This window comes from Pseudomonas baltica (assembly GCF_031880315.1).
Taxonomy (GTDB): domain Bacteria; phylum Pseudomonadota; class Gammaproteobacteria; order Pseudomonadales; family Pseudomonadaceae; genus Aquipseudomonas.
This window is the reverse complement of sequence record NZ_CP134771.1, coordinates 4,878,957-4,902,773: the sequence shown is the minus strand read 5'-3', so window position 1 is coordinate 4,902,773 and position 23,817 is coordinate 4,878,957. Positions and strand designations below refer to the sequence as shown.

The 23,817-nt window shown below is 61.9% G+C and carries 20 protein-coding genes and 4 tRNA genes; 6 read left to right on the top strand and 18 right to left on the bottom strand.

Annotated elements, in window-relative coordinates; all coding sequences use genetic code 11:
• The first annotated feature begins 490 nt into the window (after positions 1–490).
• Positions 491–3,895 carry a ribonuclease E gene (gene rne / locus REH34_RS22065; protein WP_311969161.1) on the top strand — a complete coding sequence of 1,135 codons (3,405 nt, stop codon included), beginning with the start codon at positions 491–493 and terminating at the stop codon, positions 3,893–3,895.
• Between the two features lie 62 nt (positions 3,896–3,957).
• On the opposite strand, the gene REH34_RS22060 is transcribed toward rne, so the two are convergent.
• From REH34_RS22060 to REH34_RS22020, 9 genes are all read right to left on the bottom strand, one after another.
• Positions 3,958–4,539: an NTP transferase domain-containing protein gene (locus tag REH34_RS22060; protein WP_311969160.1), complete on the bottom strand. Its 582-nt coding sequence runs from the start codon at positions 4,537–4,539 to the stop codon at positions 3,958–3,960.
• 26 nt (positions 4,540–4,565) lie between these two features.
• Positions 4,566–5,582 carry a UDP-N-acetylmuramate dehydrogenase gene (gene murB, locus REH34_RS22055; protein WP_311969159.1) on the bottom strand — a complete coding sequence of 339 codons (1,017 nt, stop codon included), beginning with the start codon at positions 5,580–5,582 and terminating at the stop codon, positions 4,566–4,568.
• Positions 5,579–6,043, bottom strand: coding sequence for a low molecular weight protein-tyrosine-phosphatase (locus tag REH34_RS22050; RefSeq protein WP_311969158.1), 465 nt, complete (start codon positions 6,041–6,043; stop codon positions 5,579–5,581). Before REH34_RS22050 ends, murB begins: the two co-directional genes overlap by 4 nt.
• Positions 6,043–6,807 (bottom strand): 3-deoxy-manno-octulosonate cytidylyltransferase, encoded by a 765-nt coding sequence (gene kdsB, locus REH34_RS22045; RefSeq protein ID WP_311969157.1) that lies wholly within the window; start codon positions 6,805–6,807, stop codon positions 6,043–6,045. Before kdsB ends, REH34_RS22050 begins: the two co-directional genes overlap by 1 nt.
• Positions 6,804–6,989: a Trm112 family protein gene (locus REH34_RS22040; RefSeq protein WP_226503365.1), complete on the bottom strand. Its 186-nt coding sequence runs from the start codon at positions 6,987–6,989 to the stop codon at positions 6,804–6,806. Before REH34_RS22040 ends, kdsB begins: the two co-directional genes overlap by 4 nt.
• Positions 6,990–7,022: 33 nt before the next feature.
• The gene (gene lpxK, locus REH34_RS22035; protein WP_311969156.1) at positions 7,023–8,033 is read right to left on the bottom strand and encodes a tetraacyldisaccharide 4'-kinase; all 1,011 of its coding nucleotides are present in this window, start codon (positions 8,031–8,033) and stop codon (positions 7,023–7,025) included.
• Entirely contained in the window at positions 8,033–8,458 is a 426-nt protein-coding gene (locus tag REH34_RS22030; protein ID WP_311969155.1) for a biopolymer transporter ExbD, read from the bottom strand. Before REH34_RS22030 ends, lpxK begins: the two co-directional genes overlap by 1 nt.
• Positions 8,455–9,078 carry a MotA/TolQ/ExbB proton channel family protein gene (locus tag REH34_RS22025; protein WP_409373159.1) on the bottom strand — a complete coding sequence of 208 codons (624 nt, stop codon included), beginning with the start codon at positions 9,076–9,078 and terminating at the stop codon, positions 8,455–8,457. The genes REH34_RS22030 and REH34_RS22025 overlap by 4 nt, the downstream gene beginning before the upstream one ends.
• 81 nt (positions 9,079–9,159) lie before the next feature.
• Positions 9,160–11,388 (bottom strand): DNA internalization-related competence protein ComEC/Rec2, encoded by a 2,229-nt coding sequence (locus REH34_RS22020; protein ID WP_311969154.1) that lies wholly within the window; start codon positions 11,386–11,388, stop codon positions 9,160–9,162.
• 152 nt (positions 11,389–11,540) lie between these two features.
• Here REH34_RS22020 and REH34_RS22015 point away from each other — a divergent pair, with 152 nt between their 5' ends.
• Positions 11,541–12,053 (top strand): DUF2062 domain-containing protein, encoded by a 513-nt coding sequence (locus tag REH34_RS22015; protein ID WP_226503360.1) that lies wholly within the window; start codon positions 11,541–11,543, stop codon positions 12,051–12,053.
• Between the two features lie 37 nt (positions 12,054–12,090).
• Here the strand turns inward: REH34_RS22015 and REH34_RS22010 are convergent, their stop codons facing one another.
• The 3 genes from REH34_RS22010 to REH34_RS22000 all read right to left on the bottom strand — a co-directional run bounded on the left by REH34_RS22010 (position 12,091) and on the right by REH34_RS22000 (position 14,608).
• The gene (locus tag REH34_RS22010) at positions 12,091–12,870 is read right to left on the bottom strand and encodes an ABC transporter permease (RefSeq protein WP_311969153.1); all 780 of its coding nucleotides are present in this window, start codon (positions 12,868–12,870) and stop codon (positions 12,091–12,093) included.
• A complete protein-coding gene (locus REH34_RS22005) occupies positions 12,867–13,799 on the bottom strand; it encodes an ABC transporter ATP-binding protein (RefSeq protein WP_226503358.1) in 933 nt (310 codons plus the stop codon). The genes REH34_RS22010 and REH34_RS22005 overlap by 4 nt, the downstream gene beginning before the upstream one ends.
• A gap of 185 nt (positions 13,800–13,984) precedes the next feature.
• Entirely contained in the window at positions 13,985–14,608 is a 624-nt protein-coding gene (locus REH34_RS22000) for a glutathione S-transferase (RefSeq protein WP_311969152.1), read from the bottom strand.
• Between the two features lie 334 nt (positions 14,609–14,942).
• Here REH34_RS22000 and REH34_RS21995 point away from each other — a divergent pair, with 334 nt between their 5' ends.
• Together REH34_RS21995 and REH34_RS21990 are read left to right on the top strand one after the other, a co-directional pair.
• Positions 14,943–17,402 (top strand): acyl-CoA dehydrogenase, encoded by a 2,460-nt coding sequence (locus REH34_RS21995; protein ID WP_311969151.1) that lies wholly within the window; start codon positions 14,943–14,945, stop codon positions 17,400–17,402.
• A 60-nt stretch (positions 17,403–17,462) separates the two neighbouring features.
• Complete coding sequence (locus REH34_RS21990) at positions 17,463–17,873, top strand: PA2817 family protein (protein WP_311969150.1); 411 nt, start codon at positions 17,463–17,465, stop codon at positions 17,871–17,873.
• 551 nt (positions 17,874–18,424) lie between these two features.
• On the opposite strand, the gene REH34_RS21985 is transcribed toward REH34_RS21990, so the two are convergent.
• The 4 genes from REH34_RS21985 to REH34_RS21970 all read right to left on the bottom strand — a co-directional run bounded on the left by REH34_RS21985 (position 18,425) and on the right by REH34_RS21970 (position 18,837).
• Positions 18,425–18,500 (bottom strand) — tRNA-Gly (locus tag REH34_RS21985).
• Positions 18,501–18,503: 3 nt separating this feature from the next.
• A tRNA-Glu gene (locus REH34_RS21980) sits at positions 18,504–18,579 on the bottom strand.
• Positions 18,580–18,683: 104 nt separating this feature from the next.
• Positions 18,684–18,759 (bottom strand) — tRNA-Gly (locus tag REH34_RS21975).
• A 2-nt stretch (positions 18,760–18,761) separates the two neighbouring features.
• A tRNA-Glu gene (locus REH34_RS21970) sits at positions 18,762–18,837 on the bottom strand.
• Positions 18,838–19,156: 319 nt separating this feature from the next.
• Between REH34_RS21970 and REH34_RS21965 the strand changes: the two genes are divergently transcribed.
• On the top strand, positions 19,157–19,930 hold the full coding sequence (locus tag REH34_RS21965) for a hypothetical protein (protein WP_226503354.1): 774 nt from the start codon (positions 19,157–19,159) through the stop codon (positions 19,928–19,930).
• A gap of 55 nt (positions 19,931–19,985) precedes the next feature.
• On the opposite strand, the gene REH34_RS21960 is transcribed toward REH34_RS21965, so the two are convergent.
• Positions 19,986–20,468, bottom strand: coding sequence for a GAF domain-containing protein (locus tag REH34_RS21960; protein ID WP_226503353.1), 483 nt, complete (start codon positions 20,466–20,468; stop codon positions 19,986–19,988).
• On the bottom strand, positions 20,468–21,355 hold the full coding sequence (locus tag REH34_RS21955; RefSeq protein WP_226503352.1) for an ATP-binding protein: 888 nt from the start codon (positions 21,353–21,355) through the stop codon (positions 20,468–20,470). Before REH34_RS21955 ends, REH34_RS21960 begins: the two co-directional genes overlap by 1 nt.
• Before the next feature lie 141 nt (positions 21,356–21,496).
• On the opposite strand from REH34_RS21955, the gene REH34_RS21950 reads away from it, so the two are divergent.
• Positions 21,497–23,812, top strand: a complete 2,316-nt coding sequence (locus REH34_RS21950; protein ID WP_311969149.1) for an ATP-binding protein — start codon at positions 21,497–21,499, stop codon at positions 23,810–23,812.
• Positions 23,813–23,817 lie beyond the last annotated feature (5 nt).

Genomic DNA, 23,817 nt, shown 5'->3' with positions numbered 1-23,817 from the left:
TTCCGACGCCAGATCTTCCGCGCCGGCGTGGCCACCCGATCCAAGAGAATGTTTCGGAAACAGAGCCTTAGCCATGATGCGCCCGCTCCCGACAAGAGCGGGCGATAAAAGCCAACCCGTTGCGGATTCAGCGCACGGCAGCACCCGAATTATCAGGGATACGTGTAGGGTGGAGATGCACAACGTTCGGACCGTGTAGCACCGCGTCCCTGTCGGGAGTGGCCACAGGCCCTCCCTCATTGACCCGGGTCTTGATCAAGATGCCTGCGGGTATCCACGGCCAGAAGTTGATTCCTCCTCCTGACTGAGTGCTTTTGACACCACAGCAAGCAGGACGCGTCGTCGCACACCCTGGCCCACTGGACGTTCAGTACTGGCCAGGCCTGCCTGACACTGGAGTGGCCAACGCTCCTGACGCACCTGACACCGACCGTGAGAAGTCGTGTGTGCCGAACGCCGTTTCCGGCAGCCCGGAAACCGACGGTACTACATGAAAAGAATGCTGATTAACGCGACTCAACCCGAAGAGTTGCGTGTTGCCCTCGTAGACGGCCAGCGCCTCTACGACCTGGATATCGAATCCGGCGCCCGCGAGCAGAAAAAGGCCAACATCTACAAAGGCCGTATCACTCGCATCGAGCCGAGCCTTGAAGCCGCTTTCGTCGACTTCGGCTCCGAGCGGCACGGCTTCCTGCCCCTCAAGGAAATCTCCCGCGAGTATTTCAAGAAGGCGCCCGAAGGCCGTGTGAACATCAAGGAAGTCCTGAGCGAAGGCCAGGAAGTCATTGTTCAGGTCGAGAAAGAAGAGCGCGGCAACAAGGGTGCCGCCCTCACCACCTTCATCAGCCTGGCCGGTCGTTACCTGGTCCTGATGCCCAACAACCCCCGTGCCGGCGGTATCTCTCGCCGTATCGAAGGCGAAGAACGCAACGAACTGCGTGAAGCGCTGAACGGCCTGGTCGCCCCTGCCGACATGGGCCTGATCGTGCGCACTGCCGGCCTTGGCCGCAGCAGCGAAGAAATGCAGTGGGACCTCGATTACCTGCTGCAACTCTGGACCGCGATCAAGGAAGCCTCGCTGGATCGCTCCGCGCCGTTCCTGATCTACCAGGAAAGCAACGTCATCATCCGCGCCATCCGCGATTACCTGCGCCAGGACATCGGCGAAGTGCTGATCGACAGCGTCGAAGCCCAGGACGAAGCCCTGACCTTCATCCGCCAGGTGATGCCGCAGTACGCCAGCAAGATCAAGCTGTACGAAGACAGCGTGCCGCTGTTCAACCGTTTCCAGATCGAAAGCCAGATCGAGACCGCTTTCCAGCGCGTCGTTGAACTGCCTTCCGGTGGTTCCATCGTCATCGATCCGACCGAAGCCCTGGTGTCCATCGACATCAACTCGGCGCGCGCCACCAAAGGCAGCGACATCGAAGAAACCGCCCTGCAGACCAACCTTGAAGCCGCCGAAGAAATCGCCCGTCAGTTGCGCCTGCGCGACATCGGCGGCCTGATCGTCATCGACTTCATCGACATGACCCCGGCCAAGAACCAGCGCGCCGTCGAAGAAAAGGTCCGCGAAAGCCTCGAGGCCGACCGTGCCCGCGTCCAGGTCGGGCGCATCTCGCGCTTCGGCCTGCTGGAAATGTCCCGCCAGCGCCTGCGCCCATCGCTGGGTGAAAGCAGTGGCATCGTTTGCCCACGCTGCAACGGCACCGGCATCATCCGTGACGTCGAATCGCTGTCGCTGGCGATCCTGCGCCTGATCGAAGAAGAAGCCCTCAAGGACCGTACTGCCGAAGTACGTGCCCAGGTGCCGATCCCGGTCGCTGCGTTCCTGCTCAACGAAAAACGCAACTCGATCACCAAGATCGAAATGCGTACGCGCGCGCGCATCATCATCCTGCCGAACGATCATCTCGAAACGCCGCACTTCGAAGTGCAGCGCCTGCGTGATGACAGCCCGGAAGCGATGAACAATCAGTCCAGCTACGAAATCGCTGCCGCTGAAGTCGAAGAAGCCCCTGCTGCACCGGCATCGACCCGCACCCTGGTTCGTCAGGAAGCTGCGGTCAAGACCGCGCCAGCCCGCGGCAATGCGCCGGTACCGGTCGAAGAGGCCGCGCCAGTCGTCGCTGCCCCTGCTCCCGTCATCGCCGAGCCGAGCCTGTTCAAGGGCCTGGTGAAGTCGTTGGTCAGCCTGTTCGCTACCAAAGAAGAACCAGTGGCACCGGTCGTGGCTGAAAAGCCTGCCGCCGAGCCAGCTCCACGCCCTGCACGCAATGACGAGCGCCGTAACGGTCGCCAGCAGAGCCGTAGCCGCAACGGCCGTCGCGACGAAGAGCGCAAACCGCGCGAAGACCGCGCGCCACGTGAAGACCGCGCCCCGCGTGAAGAACGCGCACCTCGCGAAGATCGCGCCGCCCGTGAAGAGGCTCCGGCCGCTCCTCGCGAAGAACGCGCTCCCCGCCAGTCTCGTGCGCCGCGTGAAGAACGTCGTCCACGCGAAGAGCGTCCGGCTCGCGTACTGCGCGAGGCACTGGATGCCGAGCCCGCCGTGAGTGAAGAACGTCCTGAACGTGCACCGCGCGAAGAACGCGCACCTCGTGAAGAGCGTGCTCCTCGTGAAGAACGCGCACCACGCGAGCCACGTGAAGAGCGTGCCCCGCGCGAACCGCGCGAAGAGCGTGCGCCGCGTGACGAACGCGCCCCTCGTGAAGAACGTGCACCGCGCGTGCCTCGTGAAGAGCGCCAACCCCGCCCAGAGCAGACCGATGAGGTCGCTGGCGAGGAAGCACTGCCGAACGAAGAGTTGCTGCAGGACGAAAACCAGGACGGTACCGATGGCGAACGTCCTCGCCGCCGCTCCCGTGGTCAGCGTCGTCGCAGCAACCGTCGTGAGCGTCAACGTGATGCCAACGGTGATGTCATCGAAGGTTCCGAGGGCGCCGAAGAAGGTCAGGAAGAGCCAGAACGTAAGGAAGGCGAAGGCAACAACGTTGCTATCGCTGCCGCCGGCACCGCTGCTGCAGTCGTCATCGCCGAAGGCGTCATCAGCGCAAACGCCGAGGCGCAAGCGCATCAGCAGGCCGAACGTGCTACCGCCTCGACCCTGGAAAGCACCGAGCTGGCTGCGCCGGAAATCGTCGTGACGCCTACCACCGAAGTGCAGGAATCCTTTGCCTTCGCCCCGGTGGCCGACGTTCAGCCAGCAGCGGAATCCGTGACTGCCCAGCCTCAGGCTTCTTTCGAGCCTGTGGTCGAGCAGGCGCCAGTGGTTCAAACCCCTGCCGCCCCAGTACCGGTAGAGGCCGAGCCATTGGCCGATGCGGCTCCGGCCTTCGAAGCCGCTCCAGCCTTTGAACCTGCCCCGGTTCATGCGCCAGAGCCAGTGGTTGAAGCCCCGGCGGCAGAAGCTCCAGCCCGCGAGTCGTTTGCAGCCCCTGTGAGCGAAACTGTCGAAGCCCCTGCGGCCGAGCCAGTGGTGGTCGAGCCGGTGTCCGAAGTCAGCTTCACGCCGCAGGCTCAAGAGTCTGTCGTTGAAGCGCCAGCGGTCGAAGTGCACGCCAGCGAGCCCGTCGTCGAAGCCCCTGCGTTCAGCGCGCCGGCAGCTTTCGTCGAAGCCGAACCAGTGGCCCACGCCGCTGAGCCTGAAGCTATCGAGCCAGCCGCACCGGCCGCCGAGCCCGTAGTGGTCGAGCCTGAAGCTGTCGCACCGACGCCAGCCGTCGAACTGCCCAGCAATGGTCGTGCCCCAAATGACCCGCGCGAAGTACGTCGCCGCAAGCGCGAAGCTGAACTGGCCGCAGCCGCTGCCAATGAAGCCGAACAAGCAGTGACGCTCAACGCTGCGAAGGAACACGCCGAGGAAGAACGCCACGAACCTAAACCGTTCGGCTGATTTCAGGCGGTCAATGAAAACCCCCGCTACCGGAAGGTAGCGGGGGTTTTTTAATGAGCCGATTAAAGCAGATTGGCGGGAATGTCGACGTCTCGATAGATGCCAGGATCGGTGACTTGGACTTCGGTGACACACTCAGCGCTGAACAGCCGGCGGGCGCCCTGATCGCCGCGTAGCGTTTGCAACGACAGGCCAAACTTGCGGCCAAAACCAACCGGATGCCCATAGCCGGACTCCCCCGTCGCCACCGCGACACAGTCTTCGTTCATGGCCCTGGTGACCGCGTCCAGAGTCGCTGGCGCGATGAACGGCATGTCCCCCAATATCACCAGCCAACCGGACGCCTCGGCGCTGGCGGCCACCGCAGCCGCCAGGCTATCGCCCATCCCGGTCGAATCCAGCAGCAGCACTTCGCAGTCATAGGCGTGGGCTAAGGCGATGATGTCGAGATTGTGCGGGCGGGTGATGACGAGGCGACGCTCGATGCAATCACCGAGGTTGATGAGCACGTGTTCCAGGACGGGGCGCTCGATGTCGATCAAGCCGCGGCAGGGTGCCAACAGCTTGTCCTGATCATCCCCCGCCATGATGCGGAAGCGACTGCCCTGCCCGGCAGCCAGGATGATAGCGACGGGGTTGTTCATGGTTCACACCTATCATAGCGACGGGCCTAGTACAGATTAGGCTCCATCTCCAACTCGACACCAAAGCGCTCGGCGATGTCGGCCTGGATGCGCACCGCCAGCGACTGCACCTGCCGCCCGGTCGCGTGGCCGTAGTTGACCAGCACCAATGCCTGCAAGCGGTGCACTCCGGCGTCGCCCTCGCGAAAGCCTTTCCAGCCCGCCTGCTCGATCAGCCAACCAGCGGCCAACTTGACCTCATCGCCTTGGGGATAAGCGACCAGACCGGGGTAACGAACCTTCAATGCCTGCGCCTGGGCGGTCGGAATCACGGGATTCTTGAAGAAGCTGCCAGCATTGCCCAGCTCGGCGGGATTCGGCAGTTTTTCCAGGCGAATACTGCAAATCGCCTGGCTGACGTCCATGGCGGTCGGCTCGCTGATGCCTTGCTCCTGCAAACGCTGACGCACTGGACCGTAGTCCAGGTGCAACGCAGCCTCGCGGCTGAGGGCAAAGCGCACCCGCAAGATCAGCCAACGCCCCAGGTGCTGCTTGAACAAGCTGTCACGGTAGCCGAACGCGCATTCATGCCCGAGAAAGTCACGCACCTCGCCAGTCTGCCGGTCCAGCGCCGTGAGGCTATGGAACACATCCTTGATCTCGACTCCATAGGCACCGATATTCTGCATTGGCGCGGCCCCGACAGTGCCGGGGATGAGGCTGAGGTTTTCGAGCCCGACCAGCCCGAGCTCCAGGCAATGTACGACGAAGGGATGCCAAGGCTCACCCGCCTCCGCCTCGACCACCACCTGAGTGCCCTTTTCGCTGACGATTCGCACGCCGCGGCTGGCCATGCGCATCACCAGGCCTTCGCGATCACGGGTCAGCAGCAGATTGCTGCCGCCACCGATCACCAACAACGGCATCTGCCGCGCCTCGGCGTAGTGCAAGGCCTCGCGGATTTGCGCATCGTCGTGCACATCGACGAACTGCTCGGCACTCACGTCGATACCAAAGCTGTTATACGGCTTTAGGGAAAAATTATTGAGAAGCTGCAGGTTCATGACCGCCCCTGCAGTTCGCGGACCAGCCCACGGCAGCCATGCTCGATCAGATCCAGCACCTCGCTGAAACCGTCATCGCCACCGTAGTAAGGATCGGGGACTTCATCGACCGCCGCTTGATAGCGACGCAAAAACAGATCGACCTCGGCCTTGGCCCCAGCCGGTTGCAGGCGCTTGAGATTGCTCAAATTGCTCTCGTCCATGGCCAGGATGAGGTCGTACTCATGAAAGTCGTCGACACACACCTGCTGACCACGCAAGGCTGACAGATCGTAGCCACGCGCTGCGCCAGCCTGCTGTGCACGGCGATCCGGCGGCTTGCCGACATGCCAGTCACCGGTGCCGGCGGAGGCGACCTCGACGCGACGGTCGAGGCCCGTCGCCTGCAACTGGTGACGCAGCACGCCCTCGGCCGTAGGTGAACGGCAGATGTTGCCCAGGCACACGAACAGAACCCGCATCACGCCTCCAGCAAGCGCCGCACGCGCTCCAGGTCTTCAGGAGTATCGACGCCGGTGGGCGGCGCTTCGAGGGCATCGGCGACGTGAATGCGGGTGCCGTGCCAGAGCGCGCGCAGCTGCTCCAGGTTTTCGGTGTTTTCCAGCCAGCACGGACCCCAGGTCACGAAGTCCTGCAGGAACCCGGCGCGATAGGCGTAGATGCCGATGTGGCGGCGGTATGGCACATCCACCGGCAGCTCATCGCGGCTGCGCGCCAAGGCGTCGCGAGCCCAGGGCAAGGGCGCGCGGCTGAAGGTCAGCGCCAGGCCGTTCATATCGGCAGCCACCTTGACCACGTTGGGGTTGAACAGGCTGTCGATATGCTCGATGGGCTCGGCTAGCGTGGAGATTCCGGCTTCAGGATGCGTTGCCAGATTGAGTGCGACCTGGTCGATCACCGCTGGCGGAATCAGCGGCTCGTCGCCTTGCACATTGACCACGATGGCATCGGCGGCCAGACCCAGGGCCAAGGCCACTTCAGCGAGCCGATCGGTGCCCGAGTTGTGGTCGACCCGGGTCATCAGCACTTCGGCGCCGAAGCCCTGGCAAACCTCGAAGATCCGCACATCATCGGTGGCAATGACCACGCGTTCGGCACTGCTCTTGCGCGCCTGCTCCCAGACCCACTGGACCATGGGCTTGCCGGCGATGTCCTGCAACGGCTTGCCCGGCAGACGGCTTGAGGCGAAACGGGCCGGAATGACGACGGTGAAGGCAGTCGTCATTTGTCCAGGCGCTCGTCGTCGGTCAGGGTACGGGCTTCGGTCTCCAGCATCACGGCGATGCCGTCGCGAATCGGGTAGGCCAGGCCTGCGCCCTTGCTGATCAACTCGGTCTTGTCGGCGCTGAGTTTCAGCGGGCCCTTGGTGATGGGGCACGCCAGGATATCGAGAAGTTTGGTGTCCATGGAAGATCCTTGCAGGTGGGCCGCAGCCCGAAATCAGGGCGGTGTAAGGGGAGCACAGAGGCGCGACAGTTGCTGGTCGAACCAGTCGACGAAGGCCGGCGATGGCACCGCGTCGACCGCCAGGTACCACCAATCATGACCGGCGAAGGCACGACACTTGACCGCGTCCTTTTCCGTCATGACCAGTGGCAGCGCGGGCTCGAACGTCAGGGCCTGCTCGCTGAACACCGCGTGGTCGGCGAAGGCGTGTGCCAATGGGCGCCAGTGTAGCGCTTCCAGGGTATTGAAGAAACGTTGCGGATTGCCGATGCCCGCCACGGCGTGCAGTGCCTGGCCCGGTGCAAAATGGCTGAGGGGCTGGCGTTGCCCGTTGGCGACATGAACCAATGCCGTGGGCCTGAGGGTGAAGGCATAGCCGCCATCCCGATCGGCGGCCGCGCCGTTGTAGAGCACGGCATCGACGCTGTCCAGGCGCTCGCGGGGTTCGCGCAGCGGGCCGGCCGGCAGGCAGCGACCATTACCGAGGCCGCGGGCGTTATCGATCAGCACCAGTTCGAGGTCGCGGGCGAGACGGTAATGTTGCAGGCCGTCATCGCTGAGAATCAGATCCAGCGGCTCGGCGTCCAGCAAGGCTTGTACCGCTGCGCTGCGATCCGGGTCGATCACCAGCGGTACGCCGCTGCGCTGCACGATGAGCAGCGGTTCATCGCCACTCTGGTCGGCGCTGTGATCGGCGCGCACCCGCCAAGGCAACTGCGGCGGCTGGGCGCCATAACCGCGGCTCACCACGCCGACACGCAGGCCGCGCTGGCGGCAGTGCTCGATCATCCATAGGATCAGTGGTGTCTTGCCGGTGCCGCCGACGGTGATATTGCCCACCACCAGGACCGGCACCGGCGCCTTGTAGGATGGGCTCTGGCCGCTGAGAAAGCGCTCGCGCTTGCGACCGGTGATGCGCCGATAGAGGCATTCCAGTGGCCGCAGCAGCGCCAGGCCGGGATGGCCCTCGTACCAAGCGCGCAACAAGCGATCAGAAAAAGCCATCAGGGCGCGCTCTGCGCCTCGACTGTGGTCATGCTCAGGTGACTGAAACCCAGCTTGCCCGCAGCATCCATGGCGGTGATGACGGCCTGATGTGGGGCCTTGCCATCGGCACTGATGGACAGCGGCAGCGCGGTGTCGCCACCGGACTCTTTTTGCAACGCATTCATCAGCGTGCTCAGGTCGCTCTTGGGCAGCAGCTGGTTGTTCAGCGAATAGATACCGTCGGCGCTGATCGCGATGTCCAGACGCTTGCTGGCGTTGTCCGCCGGTGCGCCGGTGACGGCTTCAGGCAGATCGACCCGCAACTGGGTCTCGCGCGTGAAGGTCGTCGTCACCACAAAAAACAGCAGCAGCACGAACACCACGTCGATCAGTGAGATCAGGTTGAGCTCGATGTTCTCGCGGGAGCGGCGGCGGAATTTCACGCGTCATCCTCGTTGCGCTCGCCCTGCACCACCTCGACCAGCTTGATCGCCTCTTGCTCCATACCGACCACCAGGTCGTCGATGCGCCGTTGCAGCAGGCGGTGGAAGAACAGCGCCGGAATGGCCACGATCAAGCCCGAGGCGGTGGTGACCAGCGCCTTGGAAATCCCGCCAGCCATGACCGCCGGATTGGTCGCCATGTTGGTGCCCATGAACGAACTGAAGATGTCGATCATGCCCAGCACCGTCCCCAACAGGCCGAGCAATGGCGCCATGGCCGCGATGGTCCCGAGGGTGCTGATGTAACGCTCGAGTTCGTGAATGACCCGCGAGGCGGCCTCCTCGATGCTTTCTTTCATGATCTCGCGACCATGGCGAGAATTGGCCAGGCCAGCGGCGAGAATTTCACCCAGGGGCGAATCCTCGCGCAGCTCCTTGAGCTTGTCCTTGTTCAGTTGCTTGTCTTTCATCCAGCGCCATACCTGGCCGACCAGATGGGCCGGAGCTACGCGGCTGGCGCGCAAGGTCCAGAGGCGTTCGGCGGTGATAGCCAGGGCGACGATCGAGCTCAAAATGATCGGCAGCATCATCCAGCCACCGGACTTGACCAATTCCCACACAGTAACCACCCCCTCGAAAAAGTCCGCCACTCTATCATAGGGGGTCGTGGGGTCGAAGACCGGCACATCGCCATCGCTGCTTCAGTCATCGGTCGAGCCGCTGGGCGAGCGCCAGAATCGACGATTCTCGCGCCAGCCACGGGCGCCCGCGAAGCTCCCCAACGGCAGATGGATGGCTCCGTGCAAGGCGGTGTCATGGACTTCGAGGCCCAGTGCGGCGTAACGCGCCACGACTTCGCGATGGGGATGCCCGAAGGAATTGCCGTAGCCGCGAGGGATCAGTACGCCGCGCAATTGCAAAGCCTGCAGGAATGCCATGGAAGATGAAGTGCGGCTGCCGTGATGGGGTGCCTGCAGCCAGTGCGCCTGCAATTGTGGGCGTGTGCGCACCAGCTCGCGTTCAGCCGCAGCATCGATATCGCCGCTGAGCAATAGCCGCTCGCCGTTGGCCTCTACCAGCAGTACGCAGGAAGACGGGTTGCTCTCCCGCGCTCCCGGCCAGCGCCACAGGCTGAAGCTGACGCCATCCCACTGCCATTGCCGATCCGAGGTGCAGGCCTGAGCACCCGGTGTCTTGTCCGCCTCGCCGGCAATCACCTCGCCCACGGGCAAGCTTCGGCGCAGGCTGGCGGCGCCACCAGAGTGGTCGAGATGGGCATGGCTGATGAGCAGCTTGTCGAGCCGCTCGACGCCCAGCTTGCGCAAGGTCGGCAGGACCACGCGCTCGCCGGCGTCCATCTCTCCCAGCCGCGGCCCGGTGTCGTACAACAAGGTGTGCCCGCGAGTGCGCACCAGCACGGCGAGCCCCTGGCCAACATCCAGTTGCCAGACCTGCGCGCGACCATGGGCGATTCGCTCCGGCGGTGGCCATAGCGCCAGCAGCAGCAAAGGCACGCCCATGGGCCGCAACGGCACCCCGCTGGGCAACAACACCATCAGCGCGCCGAAGCACACCAGTGCCCAATGCCAACCCGAGACCAGCAGCGGCTGCCAGGCAGGCAGCCACTGCGCCATCCAGGCCAGCCACTGGAACAGGCCCTCGAGCAGGCCACCGGCCAGCCACAGCACCGGTTGGGCCAGCGCCGGGGCCGGCAACAGCACAGTGCCCAGCAAGGCCAGCGGCAGCACCAGCAGGCTGATCCACGGCACAGCCAGCAAGTTGGCCAGCGGCCCGCTGAGGCTGACCGGCAGCCCGAGAATCACCAACGCCGGCAACAAACCAACTGCTATCAGCCACTGCGCGCGGGTCCAGGTCTGCCACCAGGGCCAGCCCCCCAGCCGCCCCGAAAACACCAGCATCAATATCGTGACCGCCGTGAACGACAGCCAGAAGCCTGACTGCAGACTGGCCAATGGCTCGACCAGCAACACGCCATTGACCGCCACCAATAACGGCAACCCCAGGCCCAGATGCCGAAAGCGCCAGCGCCACAACAGCACCATGCCGATCATGATGCACGCCCGCCGCACCGGGACCTGGAAACCGGCCAGCAGCCCGTAGCTCAATGCCGCCATGAAAGCCAGGAGGCAGGCGCAAGGCAGCCACGGCAGGCGTTGCGGCCATAGCCCGAGCCGCGCCATTAAACTGATCAGTCCATACACCAGTCCTGCCAGCAAGCCAACGTGCTGGCCGGAAATCACCATCAAGTGCACGGTGCCGGTGTCCTGCAGGATCTGCCAATCGCTGCGCGGCACCGCCGAATCGTCACCCAGCACCAAGGCAGTCAGGCTGCCCTCCCGCCCTTGTGCGTCCACCGCCAACAGACGCTGACGTACCGTATCGCGCCAAGCGCCGGTGGCCGGTGCCAGGCGCTCGCCATCCTTGACGCTGCCCAGTGCGCCGATACGCCGCGCCAGCAACCAGGCCTCGAAGTCGTTGCCTCCCGGGTTGATCAACCCGCGCGGACGCTTGAGCTTGATCGCCAGTCGCCAACGCTCGCCACTCATCACCGGCGGGCCGTTGTACCAACTAACGCGCAACCGGGCGGGCAGTACATCGCGCCGCGACTGCAGCTGCTCGAGCTGGAAGCGCACCGTGCCGTTCTGGCTGCTGGGCAATCCGCTCACCCGGCCCTCGACCCATAGCGTGCGACCATCGAGGGCTGGCGACAACCGGTCATCCAGCGCCCATTGCGCCGAGGTGCAGGCCCAGGCGAAGCCCAACAAGGTGAAGCCCAGCCAATGCCCGTGCCTATAGACGAGCGCAAGGCCCACCAGTGCTATGACCGCGACCATCCAGATCGACGGCAGGACCGGCAGCCAGCGAATCGCCAGCAGTCCCGCCGCCATTGCGACCATCCTTGGGCGCATACGTTTGAACCTCGAGTAGCCGGTTTGAAAACTACGGGCAGCCTAAGCCAATAGCCTGTCATTGGCGCTTCAAGATTTGTCACAAAGTCTGAACCGAACCGAGCGCCGATGTGGGGCATACTGCGCGTCTTGTCACTCTCCAGGCTGCTGCCATGCCCCGCCAGTTGCTGAAACGTTACATGCCCGATCCCGCCAGCATCCGAGAGCACCCATCGCTACGCTTTCTGGGGCGCCTGCTGCACGACCAGAATCTCTGGCAGCTCAACCGTCGCTCCGTATCTCGTGCTATGGCCGTCGGCCTGTTTGCGGCGTTCATACCCATTCCCATGCAGATGCTGTTGTCCGCGAGCATGGCGATCATGGTGCGTGCACACCTGCCGATCGCCGCCGGGCTGGTGTGGATCACCAATCCGCTGACCATGGCGCCAGTGTTCTACTGCACCTATAAACTGGGAGCGTGGTTGCTGGATACGCCGCCACGACACCTGCCGGACACCTTGACCGCGGAGTGGATCAGCGGTCAATTCAGCAGCATGTGGCAGCCGTTCCTGCTGGGCTCGGTACTGACCGCTCTGGTGATGGGCGCGCTGGGATATGGGTTGACGCTGGGGTATTGGAGGTGGTGGGTGGGGCGACAGTGGCAGCGACGTCAGAGGCGGGACTAGCAGGCAAAGCCCCCTCGCCTGGGAGGGGGCTCAGGGATCAGGTCCGCATACCGCGTCCGCTCACCAACAGGCGTACGCAACCAAAATACAGCACCACCATGGCCACCAGCATAAAGGTCAACGCACTGCTGATCTTGATATCCGAGACCCCGAGGATCCCGTAGCGAAACGCGTTGACCATGTGCAACACCGGATTGGCCAGGGAGATCGTCTGCCAGATCGGCGGCAGCAAGGTGATGGAGTAGAACACCCCGCCCAGATAGGTCAGCGGCGTCAGCACGAAGGTTGGAATGATGGAGATATCATCGAAATTGCGCGCGTAAACGGCGTTGACGAAGCCGAGCAACGAAAAGATCGTCGCCGTCATGATGACCACCACGAGCGTTACCCCCAGGTGATGCACCTGCAGGTGGGTGAAGAACAGCGACAGCAGGGTCACAATGATGCCCACGATCAGACCGCGCAGCATCCCGCCCAGGGCGTACCCAATCAAGATCGTGTGTGGCGATACCGGCGACACCATCAATTCCTCGATGGAGCGCTGGAATTTGCTGCCGAAAAAACTCGAGACCACGTTGCCATAGGAGTTGGTGATCACCGACATCATGATCAGCCCCGGCACGATGTACTCCATGTATGTGAAGCCGTTCATGTCGCCGATCTGACGACCGATCAGGTTACCGAAGATGACGAAGTACAACACCATGGTGATCGCCGGGGGGAGCAGCGTCTGCGGCCAGATCCGCATGAAACGCCGAACCTCACGGTAAACAATGGTATTGAGCGCGACCACGTTGGCCGAGAATTCCGAACTCATATCGCTACCTTCGCCAGATTTTTTTCTACCAGGGAGACAAACAACTCTTCCAGGCGATTGGTTTTGTTTCGCAAGCTCGCGACTTCGATGTTCTGCACGGCCAGCTGGGCGAACAGCTCGGTGATACCAACGCTCTTGTCGACCTGCACCTCCAGTGTGTGCGGGTCCAGCAACTTGCACGGATAACCGTGCAATTGCGGGGCGACCGCAACATCCTGGCGCAGATCGAGCAAAAAGGTCTCGACATGCAGCTTGCCCAGCAGATTGCGCATGCTGGTGTTTTCGACGATGGTGCCGTGATCGATGATGCCGATGTTGCGGCACAGCTGTTCGGCTTCTTCGAGGTAATGAGTGGTGAGGATGATGGTGATACCTTTCTGGTTGAGCTCGGTCAGAAAAGTCCACATCGACCGCCGCAGCTCGATGTCGACACCCGCCGTGGGCTCGTCGAGGATCAACAACCGCGGTTCGTGTATCAGTGCCCGAGCGATCATCAAACGGCGTTTCATGCCCCCCGACAAAGACCGCGACGGCACATCGCGCTTGTCCCACAGCCCCAACTGGTTGAGATACTGCTCCGCGCGCTCCTTGGCGATCTTCGCGGGGATACCGTAATAACCGGCTTGGGTCACGACGATATCGAAGGTCTTCTCGAACTGGTTGAAGTTGAACTCCTGCGGCACCACGCCGATGGAGCGCTTGAGCGCCGCCGGCTGTTTATCCAGATCATGGCCAAAGATACTGACGCTGCCGCTGGTCTTGTTGACCAGGGTCGAGAGGATGCCGATGGTGGTCGATTTGCCGGCGCCGTTCGGGCCGAGGAGTGCGAAAAAGTCGCCTTCGGCTACATCGAGGTCAATGCCGCTGAGGGCCTGAAAACCGTTGCCGTAGGTCTTGGTAAGCTGCCGGATGGACAGAGCAGAACTCATAGAAAGTCTTTGCACCCTATTGATACAGAAGAATGACAAGGGGCTGCGCGTTAGCGATACAACCGCCGTGAAGAACGTTTCTTGTGTAGACCGAGCGACACGTTGCGCCCGGTAGATGTTGCCGAATAAGACAATGCTGACGTGGTCGACGCCACAAGTACAGTGACGCCTGTTAATAGTAGCTATCAGGTCAACGCGGTCATCACCGCCGAACGATAAGCCGGCCGGGCCTTTAGCCGCTCGTACCAAGCCTCCAGATATGGCATGGGCTTGCGCTCGATGGGCATTTCGAACCAGGCATAGGCAAAACTGCCCAGGGGAATATCGCCCATGCCGAACTCGCTGCCGGACAGATACGGCTGCGTCGACAGCGCCTGATCGACCATGGCCAGCAACTGCGTGCAAACGTCCTGCGCGGCATTGATCGCCGCCCAGTCCTGTTCGGCCGGCGGGGTCCGCAATAAACCCCAGAACACATCGCGAAACGGACCGGCGAGGGAAGAGGTCATCCAGTCCATCCAGCGATCGGCGCTGGCACGTTGGCGCAAATCGATAGGCAGCAACGCGCTGCCCTGGCCATCGCGATTCACCAGATAGCGCACAATGGCATTCGATTCCCAAAGCACAAAACCGTCATCTTCGATAACCGGTACGCGGCCATTGGGATTCATGGCTCGGTAATGTGGCTCATTGACCACTCCAAAGGCGCCCCCGGCATCGATCCGCTCGTAGGCCAACCCCAACTCTTCTGCGCACCACAGTACCTTGCGAACGTTACTGGAATTGGCGCGTCCCCAGACCTTGAGCATGCTGTTCTCCTTGTGAAGTGATCCGACCAGTGTACCCGGGTGGGGTTCAGAGAACATGCTGGGTGGCCGGCTTTCGTCTCAGCAATGCGGCGCGAACTGGTGACACTGCTGGCCGTCATCAGCCCTGGGCCTGATTTCGCATTGATCACCCGCAGAGGGTGTCATTGGCAGTGCATTGATGGCGCTGGGGGCAGTTTGCTGGTGCCTGAGGCCGTTTTGCTGATGTAGTCGGCGGTAAATACGCTCACCAGGACAAATCCCGAAACACTCGAACTCCCCGAAGCCCGCAGGGTCACTACACTGTCGCCATACCTGTCGTCACGGAGGAATGCATATGCTGCTGTTGTGGTTGGTCGTACTGGTCATCGGCCTTGCCTGGCTGGCCCATCGGCGGGTCGATACGGTGCCGGCACTGGGCATCGTCGCGGTCTATCTCATCGCTATGGGGATATTCACCCCCGGCCATAGCGCCATCCGCGCAGTGGTATTGGCGGTGCTGTGGATTCTGCTGATTGCTGCCGCAGCATTCGTATTGCTGCCCGATCTACGTCGCAAGCTTTTCAGCGCGCGGCTGTTCGCCTGGTTCCGCAAGACGCTACCACCGATGTCGGTCACCGAGCGCGAGGCGATCGACGCCGGCACCGTGTGGTGGGACGGCGAGTTGTTCAGCGGACGTCCGGACTGGCACCAACTGCTCAGCTATCCCAAGGTGCAGCTCACCGAGGAGGAACAGGCGTTTATAGATGGTCCGACAGAGGAGCTCTGCGCCATGGTCAGCGACTGGCAGATCGGCCAGGACATGGACCTGCCCCCCGAAGCATGGGCGCACATCAAGACCAACGGCTTTTTCGCCCTGATCATCCCCAAGGAATTTGGTGGTAAAGGTTTTTCGGCCTATGCCCATTCACAGGTGGCGATGAAACTCGCCACCCGCAGCGGCGACCTCGCTTCTACGGTAATGGTGCCCAACTCCCTCGGCCCGGCCGAACTGCTGTTGCATTACGGCACCGACGAACAGCGCAGCTATTATTTGCCGCGCTTGGCGCGGGGTGAAGATATCCCCTGCTTCGCACTCACGGGTCCACTGGCAGGTTCCGACGCCGGTGCAATGCCTGATACCGGCATCATCTGCAAAGGCCAATGGCAAGGCGAAAAGGTCGTCGGCCTGCGTCTGAACTGGGAGAAGCGCTACATCACCCTCGGACCGGTCGCCACCCTGCTCGGCCTGGCGTTCAAGGCCTACGACCCTGAACACCTGCTGGGCGAACAAGACGATCTCGGTATCAGCCTGGCGCTGATTCCGACCGATACACCCGGCGTGGAGATCGGCCGTCGGCACCTGCCCCTGGGTGCGGCTTTCATGAACGGCCCCAACTCGGGCAAGGATGTGTTCATCCCGCTGGAATACCTGATCGGTGGACAGGCCATGCTCGGCAAGGGCTGGATGATGCTGATGAACTGCCTGTCCGTGGGCCGCTCCATCTCGCTCCCCGCCGTAGGAACCGGTGCCGCCAAGTACACCAGTCTGGTGACCGGCCAATACGCTCGGGTACGGGAACAATTCAACGTGCCGCTGTCAGCCTTCGAAGGCATCCAGGAATCTCTGGCCCGCATCGGTGGCAACGCCTGGCTGATGGACAGCGCAAGGATGCTCACCGCCAACGCGGTCGATCTGGGCGAGAAGCCCTCGGTACTGTCGGCCATCCTCAAATACCACCTGACCGAGCGTGGCCGCGAGTGCATTACCCACGCCATGGATGTACACGGCGGCAAGGGCATAATAATGGGCCCCAACAACTACCTCGGCCGTAACTGGCAGGGCGCGCCGATTTTCATCACTGTCGAAGGGGCCAATATCCTCTCGCGAAACCTGATGATCTTCGGCCAAGGGGCCATTCGCTGCCATCCTTTCGTACTGAAGGAAATGGCGCTCGCATCTCGGGCCGATCAAGGCCAGGCGCTGGTGGAGTTCGATCAGCTGCTACTCAAGCATATCGGATTCGCCCTCAGTAACGCCGGGAGCACCGTTGCTCTGAACCTCGGCCTGGGGCACTTCGAACGACGCCCGGGCAATGCGATCAGCCAAGTGTATTTCCGCGCGCTCGATCGTCAGGCCGCTGCGTTCGCCATGCTCGCCGACCTGAGCATGATGCTGCTCGGCGGCGAACTCAAACGCCGCGAGCGCCTGTCAGCTCGTCTGGGCGATGTGCTGAGCTATCTCTACCTTGGCTCTGCGGCACTCAAGCGCTACCACGACCTCGGTTCCCCGCAGCACATGGAACCGCTACTGCGCTGGGCCATGGCAGAAAGCCTGGGCAAGGCTGAACACGCACTCGAGCAACTGATGCGCAACTTCCCAAGCCCAGTGCTGGGGTGGCTGCTGCGCCGGATCGTTTTCCCGTTCGGCCGTCGTCATACCGGCCCCACCGACAAAATGGATGCCGATGTAGCACAAGTGCTCGGCCGTGCCCCGGGTGATGCGACGCTGCAGGAACTGCTGACCGGCTGCTACCAACCGCAAGACCCGGAAGATGCCGTCGGCGCCTTGCACGATGCAGTGACGCAACTGAATGCCGCCCTGCCCCTGCACAAGAAGCTGCATCAGGCTGCCAAGGCCGGACAACTCAAGCCCGTACCGGGGCAATCGCTCATCGACACAGCTCTGGAGGCGGGCGTATTACAGGCCGCAGAAGCCCAGGCACTGCGCCTGGCGGAAGTCGCGCGGCGCAAAGTCATCGATGTCGACGACTTCAGCAAAGACGAGCTGCTCCCAACCGAAGGGCGGATTCGCTGACGACATCGGGCGCGCAGAGACTTATACTCCCGCGCCCGTTTTGCTCAAGAGGACCCCACCATGGCCACCCAAATCATCGAACACCACCTGGTGCTTCTGGATCACCTGCGTACCATTCTGGTCGCTCTGGGTGAAGCGGATCAGGTCCCGGAAGAGAGCCATGCGCTCTTCCTCGAACGCTACGACGAACTGCGCGCCCTGCTCCCGATTGATCCGATTGAAAGCCAATATCTGGGCCAGGATCTGATCTGTCAGGTGATTCAGCGTTATCCGCAGATTGCTCACTTGATCCCGCGGGATTTGCTCTGGTTCTTTGCAGGGGATTGCTTGCATTACATGCCGGATGAAGAGATCGCTTTGTATCAAGCGCTGGAAGAGCGTCGGTATGAGGCGGAGCAGGATGATGAGCCGTTTGATTGGAATCAGGAGAAGCAGCTGTTGGCGATGGCGGTGGATGGGAGCAAGCACTGACCTGCTTGTTAGTCACCCATAGCCCAGACCCTTGCGGGTGACTAACAAAAAGTGCCGCTGCGCAACGCAGCGCGCACGCTTCCAGCTATACCGCCCCTTTACTCCAGCGCTTCCTTACATGGCCCTGCTCCTGGATTAACCAGGCTGTACCAGCGGGCCAACTTCGGTAGCGGAGAATGGTCCCAGATCACGGCGGTCGTGTATGTCAGGCGAATCCTACAACTGGTTTTTTTGTAGGGCACATATGCCAAACGCTGGACACAACTGCCTTTAAACCCAACCAAGTATCTCGTCTTAAGCGCTAGGGGGGCCGGGGGGGTGGTGTATCACTCCTACCTCTGCTTTACGGCTCGAGCCAGGTATTGGCAGGCGCTCGTCGAGAGCATCACCGTGCTCGACGCCGAATCGGCTGGCCGTGTATGTAAAGAACTCGCAACTCCAAGCCACCAGCGTGACCACCACTGCCAAGCTGGTTGCCCTACGCGCAATGCCCCTTACCTGAAGCACAAACAAAAACGCCGCTCATTTCTGAGCGGCGTTTTCATTAAATATGGAGCGGGAAACGAGACTCGAACTCGCGACCCCGACCTTGGCAAGGTCGTGCTCTACCAACTGAGCTATTCCCGCAAATGGCGTCCCCTAGGGGACTCGAACCCCTGTTACCGCCGTGAAAGGGCGGTGTCCTAGGCCACTAGACGAAGGGGACACGCTAACTGTGACACATGGTGTGTGTCGCAGCGCCCAGATCCGCCTCCGAAGACTTGGTTCTGGTTTCACTCAACCCTGCCCGAGGGCAAGATTGTTTAAATATGGAGCGGGAAACGAGACTCGAACTCGCGACCCCGACCTTGGCAAGGTCGTGCTCTACCAACTGAGCTATTCCCGCAATGGCGTCCCCTAGGGGACTCGAACCCCTGTTACCGCCGTGAAAGGGCGGTGTCCTAGGCCACTAGACGAAGGGGACACACTACAACTTCACTTCCTGCTGCGCTTTGCTGTGTGCTTTACGCTGCAAGTGGCGCGCATTCTAGGGATGCTTGGGGAGGTCGTCAACCCCCTGTTATAAATTTATTTAAATCAATGACTTCGCCACGGTTTTAGGCATTATTCACGGGCAGGCCTGCCTCACCGTCCTCATACGTCGGACCAGCGGTCGCCAGCGGCATTGAGCCATTGGAACAACCAGCCGACACAGGAAGTATTAAAGCGTCCATAGACAGCGCTTTTCGGCCCACCGGCAAGCCACTACACTCAAGCCATACACACCTGACGAGGTACCAACGGTGACGCCATTAATGATCGCCCTGCTGATTCTGGCCGGGGTCGCCATTCTGATTGCCATCGGCTTTCTGAATAACGCCGTGGAAACCGCCAAGGTCGAGCGAGTGCGCCTCAAGATCGAGCTCACCGATCGCCTGCGTCGCTGTGGGCAGATAAGTGAAGCGTTCCCCGGGCAGTTCATGTCTGCGGACTTGAAGCTGCTGCTGACGCGACTGGAGCTCAATATCGTGCAGCGCAGCCTGGCGCTCGATAAAAAGAACGAGGCGCTGCTGGGTCGCCTGGAAGAACTGGAAGCAGAGATCGCCAAGGGCCCGGACATCACCATCACCAATGCCTCGCCGCCCATCATGACCGAGGCCCAGGCCAAGGAAGTCAATTATCACCTTGAGGGGTTGCACCATCAGGTGATCCGCGCGACGCAGGAAGGCTACCTGCAACAGACCGAATCACGTTTCTGGGTCAACCAGATTCGCCACGTGCTGGTGCTGTTGCACATCGAGTTCTTCAACAACCTGGGGCAACAGGCCTTTCAAGACGACCAACCAGGCCAGGCACGCCTAGCGTTCGAGCGCGGCGTGCAGTATCTGAAGAAGCAACCCGATCCGACCGCTTATAGCGAGCAGCTGGACTACATGAACAAGCTCCTCAAGCGCGCCAACAACATGGTGCTGACCAACACTCGCATACACGCCGACGACGCCAGCGAGCTGACGGCGGGCCTGAACGAACTGAATGCGGCCGAGGAGGAAGGCATGAAGAAGGTTATCTACGACTGATAATTGGGATGCACTGGACAGGGCCCGCCATCGGGCCCTTTTTCGTGAGCGGAACCTAGCAGTCGGTCAACCGCAGAAACACCTCAGCCAGCGCCTCGATACCCGCCTGATCTTCTGCGCTGAAACGCGATAGTTTCGGGCTGTCCAGATCCAGAACGCCAATCAGCCGCCCCTCCTTGACCAAGGGCACGACCAACTCACTGTTGGAAGCGCTGTCGCAGGCGATATGCCCGGGAAACTCATGCACGTCTTCGACCCGCTGAGTCTGCCGGGTCGCCGCTGCGGCACCGCAAACGCCACGACCAAAGGCAATACGCACACAAGCCACCTGCCCCTGAAACGGCCCGAGTACCAATTCTTCATTCTTGTTCAGATAGAAGCCGGCCCAATTCAAATCCTCTAGCTGGGAGTACAGAAACGCCGAGAATTGCGCGGCGTTGGCGATAAAGTCCCGCTCGTCGCTGAACAACGCCTCCAACTGCGCCTTCAGCAAGCCATAACCGGCGAGCCCCTGCCCTGCCGTATTCAAATCGATCATCAACGTTGCTCCAGCAATTGCAGGCCGACCCAGTAGCGGGCGAATTGATAGGCGCAGCGACCATTGCGGTTGCCGCGCCCGGTGGCCCAGCGCGCCGCCAGAATATCCAGTTGCTCGTCGCGTGCCCACTGCAGGCCGGCCTTTTGTGCCAGCTCGCTGATCCAGTGCTCGACCACGTTGAGGTAATGTTCCTGGGTAAACGGATAGAACGACAGCCACAGCCCGAAACGATCGGACAGCGCGATCTTGTCCTCAACCGCTTCGCTGGGGTGCAGTTCGCCATCGACATGCTTCCAGTTTTCGTTGTCGCTTTCTTTCTCCGGCACTAGATGGCGACGGTTGGATGTGGCGTACAGCAAGACGTTATCCGGGGCCTGCTCCAGCGAGCCATCGAGCACGCTCTTGAGCACTCGGTAATCACCCTCCCCAGACTCGAACGACAGGTCGTCACAGAACAGCACGAAACGCTGAGGCAGCCCTGCAAGCTGCTCGACCACCCGAGGGAGGTCAGCCAGGTGATCGCGCTCGATCTCGATCAGACGCAGGCCACTTTTGGCATGCTCCGCCAGCAGCGCGCGCACCAACGAGGACTTGCCGGTGCCGCGCGAGCCCCATAGCAATGCGTGGTTGGCGGGCATACCGGCGATGAATTGCTCGGTATTGCGCGTTAACTGCTCGCGCTGGCGATCGACACCGATCAAATCCGACAAGCGCATGTCCAAGCTAACGTCCAGCGGCAGCAGATAGCCAGTGCGCCCCTCGCGCTGCCAACGGGCCGCCAGGCATTGCTGCCAGTCGATCGACCCACGTAATGCGGGCAGCAGTGGCTCCAACCGCTCCAACACGCCTTCGGCGCGCTCCAGAAAAGCCATCAATCGAGCGTCCACACATTTTCCTCATGAAAAAAAACATATAAAAAAGCCGTTGGCACGCGCGCGCAGCGGTATTAAAAAGTCGCCGAAGCCGATATAAACTCGGTAACGGCGTAGCGCGTCTTACGCAACGGAATGGAAATCGGCTCATCCACCATGGATATTAAGTTCACCCAGCGCTTGTCTTACAAGCAGGCCAGACTGACCGTCGTCGTCGGCTTTATTCTGGGGACACTGCTCAGCTTTGCACAAATCGCTATCGATTATGCCAGCGTCAATCAGGCCATCAACCGCCAGATGCGCTCGTTTCTCGAGGTCAGCCACGATCCCGCCTCGCGCATTGCCTATACCATAGACGCTGAACTCGCCGAAGAACTGACCCGCGGCCTGCTGCGCTCCGAATCAGTGATCAACGCACGACTGGTCGACAATGATAACAATGTCCTGGCCGACGTCAGTCGCCCACGCCAGTCCACTGACTACCGGATGATCAGCGATTATCTGTTCGGCGCCGGCCTGCGCTTCGAAGAGCCGTTGTTTCTGGCCAGCATGCCGGATCAGCCGCTGGGAACGCTGTCGATCGAGGTCGACACCAATGCCATCGGCAACCGCTTCCTGACGCGCTCCGAGGTGACCCTGCTCAGCGGCTTCGTGCGCACGCTGATCCTCACCGCCATCTTGTTGGTGCTGTTCTACTTCATCCTTACCAAGCCGCTGGTCAAGGTCATCCAGGCCTTGAGCGAGAGCAATCCCCATGCGGGCAGGCCGAGCAAGCTGGAGTGCCCGCCGGGCCACCAGAATGATGAAATTGGCGTGCTGGTCAAGGTCGCCAATCAGCAGTTCGTGAGCATGACCACCGAGATCCAACAGCGCCGCGACGCCGAACAGCGCCTCACCGACTACCTCGCCGAGCTCGAAAATATCGTTTCGGCGCGCACTACCGAACTCAAGGCCAGCAACGTGCGCCTGAGCCAATCCAACGAAGAGCTCGAGCGCGCCCGCCGCACGGCGTTGGACATGGCCCAGGCGCGGGCGGCCTTCCTGGCCAACATGAGCCATGAGATTCGTACCCCGCTCAACGGCCTGCTGGGCATGATTGCGCTGTCGCTGGACAGCCCCTTGAACGCGGAGCAGCGCCAGCAACTGTCCATCGCCCACGACTCGGGCAAGGTGCTGGTGGAGCTGCTCAACGATATTCTCGACTTGTCCAAGTTCGACGCTGGGCAGCTGGAGCTTGAGCGCATCCCGTTCGACCTGGGCGCGCTGGTAGAGGACACCGCCAACCTGTTGTCCCAGAATGCCGCCCCTGGCGTCGAACTGACGTGCCTGATCCATCCGGACTTCCCGGCCCTGGTGCTGGGCGACCCTACGCGGGTTCGGCAGATCGTCAGCAATCTGTTGTCCAACGCCCTGAAGTTCACTCGTTTCGGCCGCGTCGACGTGTGCCTCACCGCGCAGGCCAGCGGTGTGCGCCTGGAGGTTCGCGATACCGGCATCGGCATCCCCCAGGAAGCCCAGATCAAGATATTCCAGCCATTCACTCAGGCTGGCGCCGGCATTACCCGACAATTCGGCGGTACCGGGCTGGGCCTGGCGCTCACCAACAACTTGTGCGAGGCCATGCACGGGCGCCTCACTATCAGCTCCGAATCCGGCTTCGGCAGTCAGTTCTGCGCCGAGCTGCCCCTGCCGACCCACACCCCGGCAACACGGCCTGCGCCGCTTGCGGGTAACGTTCTGGTCATCAGCGCGGCCGGAAGCGGACTGGCCGAGCTGCTGAACACCTTGCTGCCGCTGTGGGGCGTCAAGGTTACCCGTCAGGACCCCGATCAGAGCCTCAAGGACGTCAGCGCCGACCTGGTGATTACCGACAACCTCGATCATCTGTTCAGCCTGCGCCCTGTCCTGCGCGCGCAAATCCTGCTGGTGACCGCTTACGGCAACTTCCTGCCCACCGAGCAAGCCACTTCGCTGTCGCCGCTGCAGCAGCAAGCTCGGCCACTGGCGCGCAACGCCTTGTATCAAACCTTGCGTCGCACCTTGCTGGGCGATGAAGTGAGCGAGCCGGGCACGCGCGCAGGTCTGCCCGGGCCGCAACGCCGAGCCAATATCCTGCTGGTGGAAGACAACCCGGTGAACCAGCTGGTGGCCAAAGGCATGCTGAGCAAACTGGGCTGTGAGGTGATGGTCGCCGGGCACGGTGGCGAAGCGCTGGAGGCGCTGGAGCTGCACCACTTCGACCTGGTGCTGATGGATTGCAACATGCCGGTGATGGACGGCTACGAGGCCAGTCGGCGAATACGCCAGAGTGGCCGCTGGCCCAGGCTGCCGATCGTCGCCCTGACCGCCAACGCCATGCCCGAGGAGCGCGACCGCTGCCGCGCGGCGGGCATGAGCGACTACCTGGCCAAGCCGTTCAGGCGCGAAGAACTGATGACCCTGATCGACCAGTGGGTGCCGGACGCGTCCTGAATCCG

What these genes read in the sequence shown, in the direction of transcription:
- rne (WP_311969161.1), top strand. Translation starts at nt 491, where the DNA reads ATGAAAAGAATGCTGATTAACGCGACTCAACCCGAAGAGTTGCGTGTT.
- REH34_RS22005 (WP_226503358.1), bottom strand. Translation starts at nt 13,799, where the DNA reads ATGAGTTCTGCTCTGTCCATCCGGCAGCTTACCAAGACCTACGGCAAC.
- lpxK (WP_311969156.1), bottom strand. Translation starts at nt 8,033, where the DNA reads ATGGCTTTTTCTGATCGCTTGTTGCGCGCTTGGTACGAGGGCCATCCC.
- REH34_RS22020 (WP_311969154.1), bottom strand. Translation starts at nt 11,388, where the DNA reads ATGCGCCCAAGGATGGTCGCAATGGCGGCGGGACTGCTGGCGATTCGC.
- REH34_RS22000 (WP_311969152.1), bottom strand. Translation starts at nt 14,608, where the DNA reads ATGCTCAAGGTCTGGGGACGCGCCAATTCCAGTAACGTTCGCAAGGTA.
- REH34_RS21960 (WP_226503353.1), bottom strand. Translation starts at nt 20,468, where the DNA reads ATGATCGATTTGAATACGGCAGGGCAGGGGCTCGCCGGTTATGGCTTG.
- REH34_RS21950 (WP_311969149.1), top strand. Translation starts at nt 21,497, where the DNA reads ATGGATATTAAGTTCACCCAGCGCTTGTCTTACAAGCAGGCCAGACTG.
- REH34_RS22040 (WP_226503365.1), bottom strand. Translation starts at nt 6,989, where the DNA reads ATGGACACCAAACTTCTCGATATCCTGGCGTGCCCCATCACCAAGGGC.
- REH34_RS22060 (WP_311969160.1), bottom strand. Translation starts at nt 4,539, where the DNA reads ATGAACAACCCCGTCGCTATCATCCTGGCTGCCGGGCAGGGCAGTCGC.
- murB (WP_311969159.1), bottom strand. Translation starts at nt 5,582, where the DNA reads ATGAACCTGCAGCTTCTCAATAATTTTTCCCTAAAGCCGTATAACAGC.
- REH34_RS22015 (WP_226503360.1), top strand. Translation starts at nt 11,541, where the DNA reads ATGCCCCGCCAGTTGCTGAAACGTTACATGCCCGATCCCGCCAGCATC.
- REH34_RS22010 (WP_311969153.1), bottom strand. Translation starts at nt 12,870, where the DNA reads ATGAGTTCGGAATTCTCGGCCAACGTGGTCGCGCTCAATACCATTGTT.
- REH34_RS21990 (WP_311969150.1), top strand. Translation starts at nt 17,463, where the DNA reads ATGGCCACCCAAATCATCGAACACCACCTGGTGCTTCTGGATCACCTG.
- REH34_RS21995 (WP_311969151.1), top strand. Translation starts at nt 14,943, where the DNA reads ATGCTGCTGTTGTGGTTGGTCGTACTGGTCATCGGCCTTGCCTGGCTG.
- kdsB (WP_311969157.1), bottom strand. Translation starts at nt 6,807, where the DNA reads ATGACGACTGCCTTCACCGTCGTCATTCCGGCCCGTTTCGCCTCAAGC.
- REH34_RS22050 (WP_311969158.1), bottom strand. Translation starts at nt 6,043, where the DNA reads ATGCGGGTTCTGTTCGTGTGCCTGGGCAACATCTGCCGTTCACCTACG.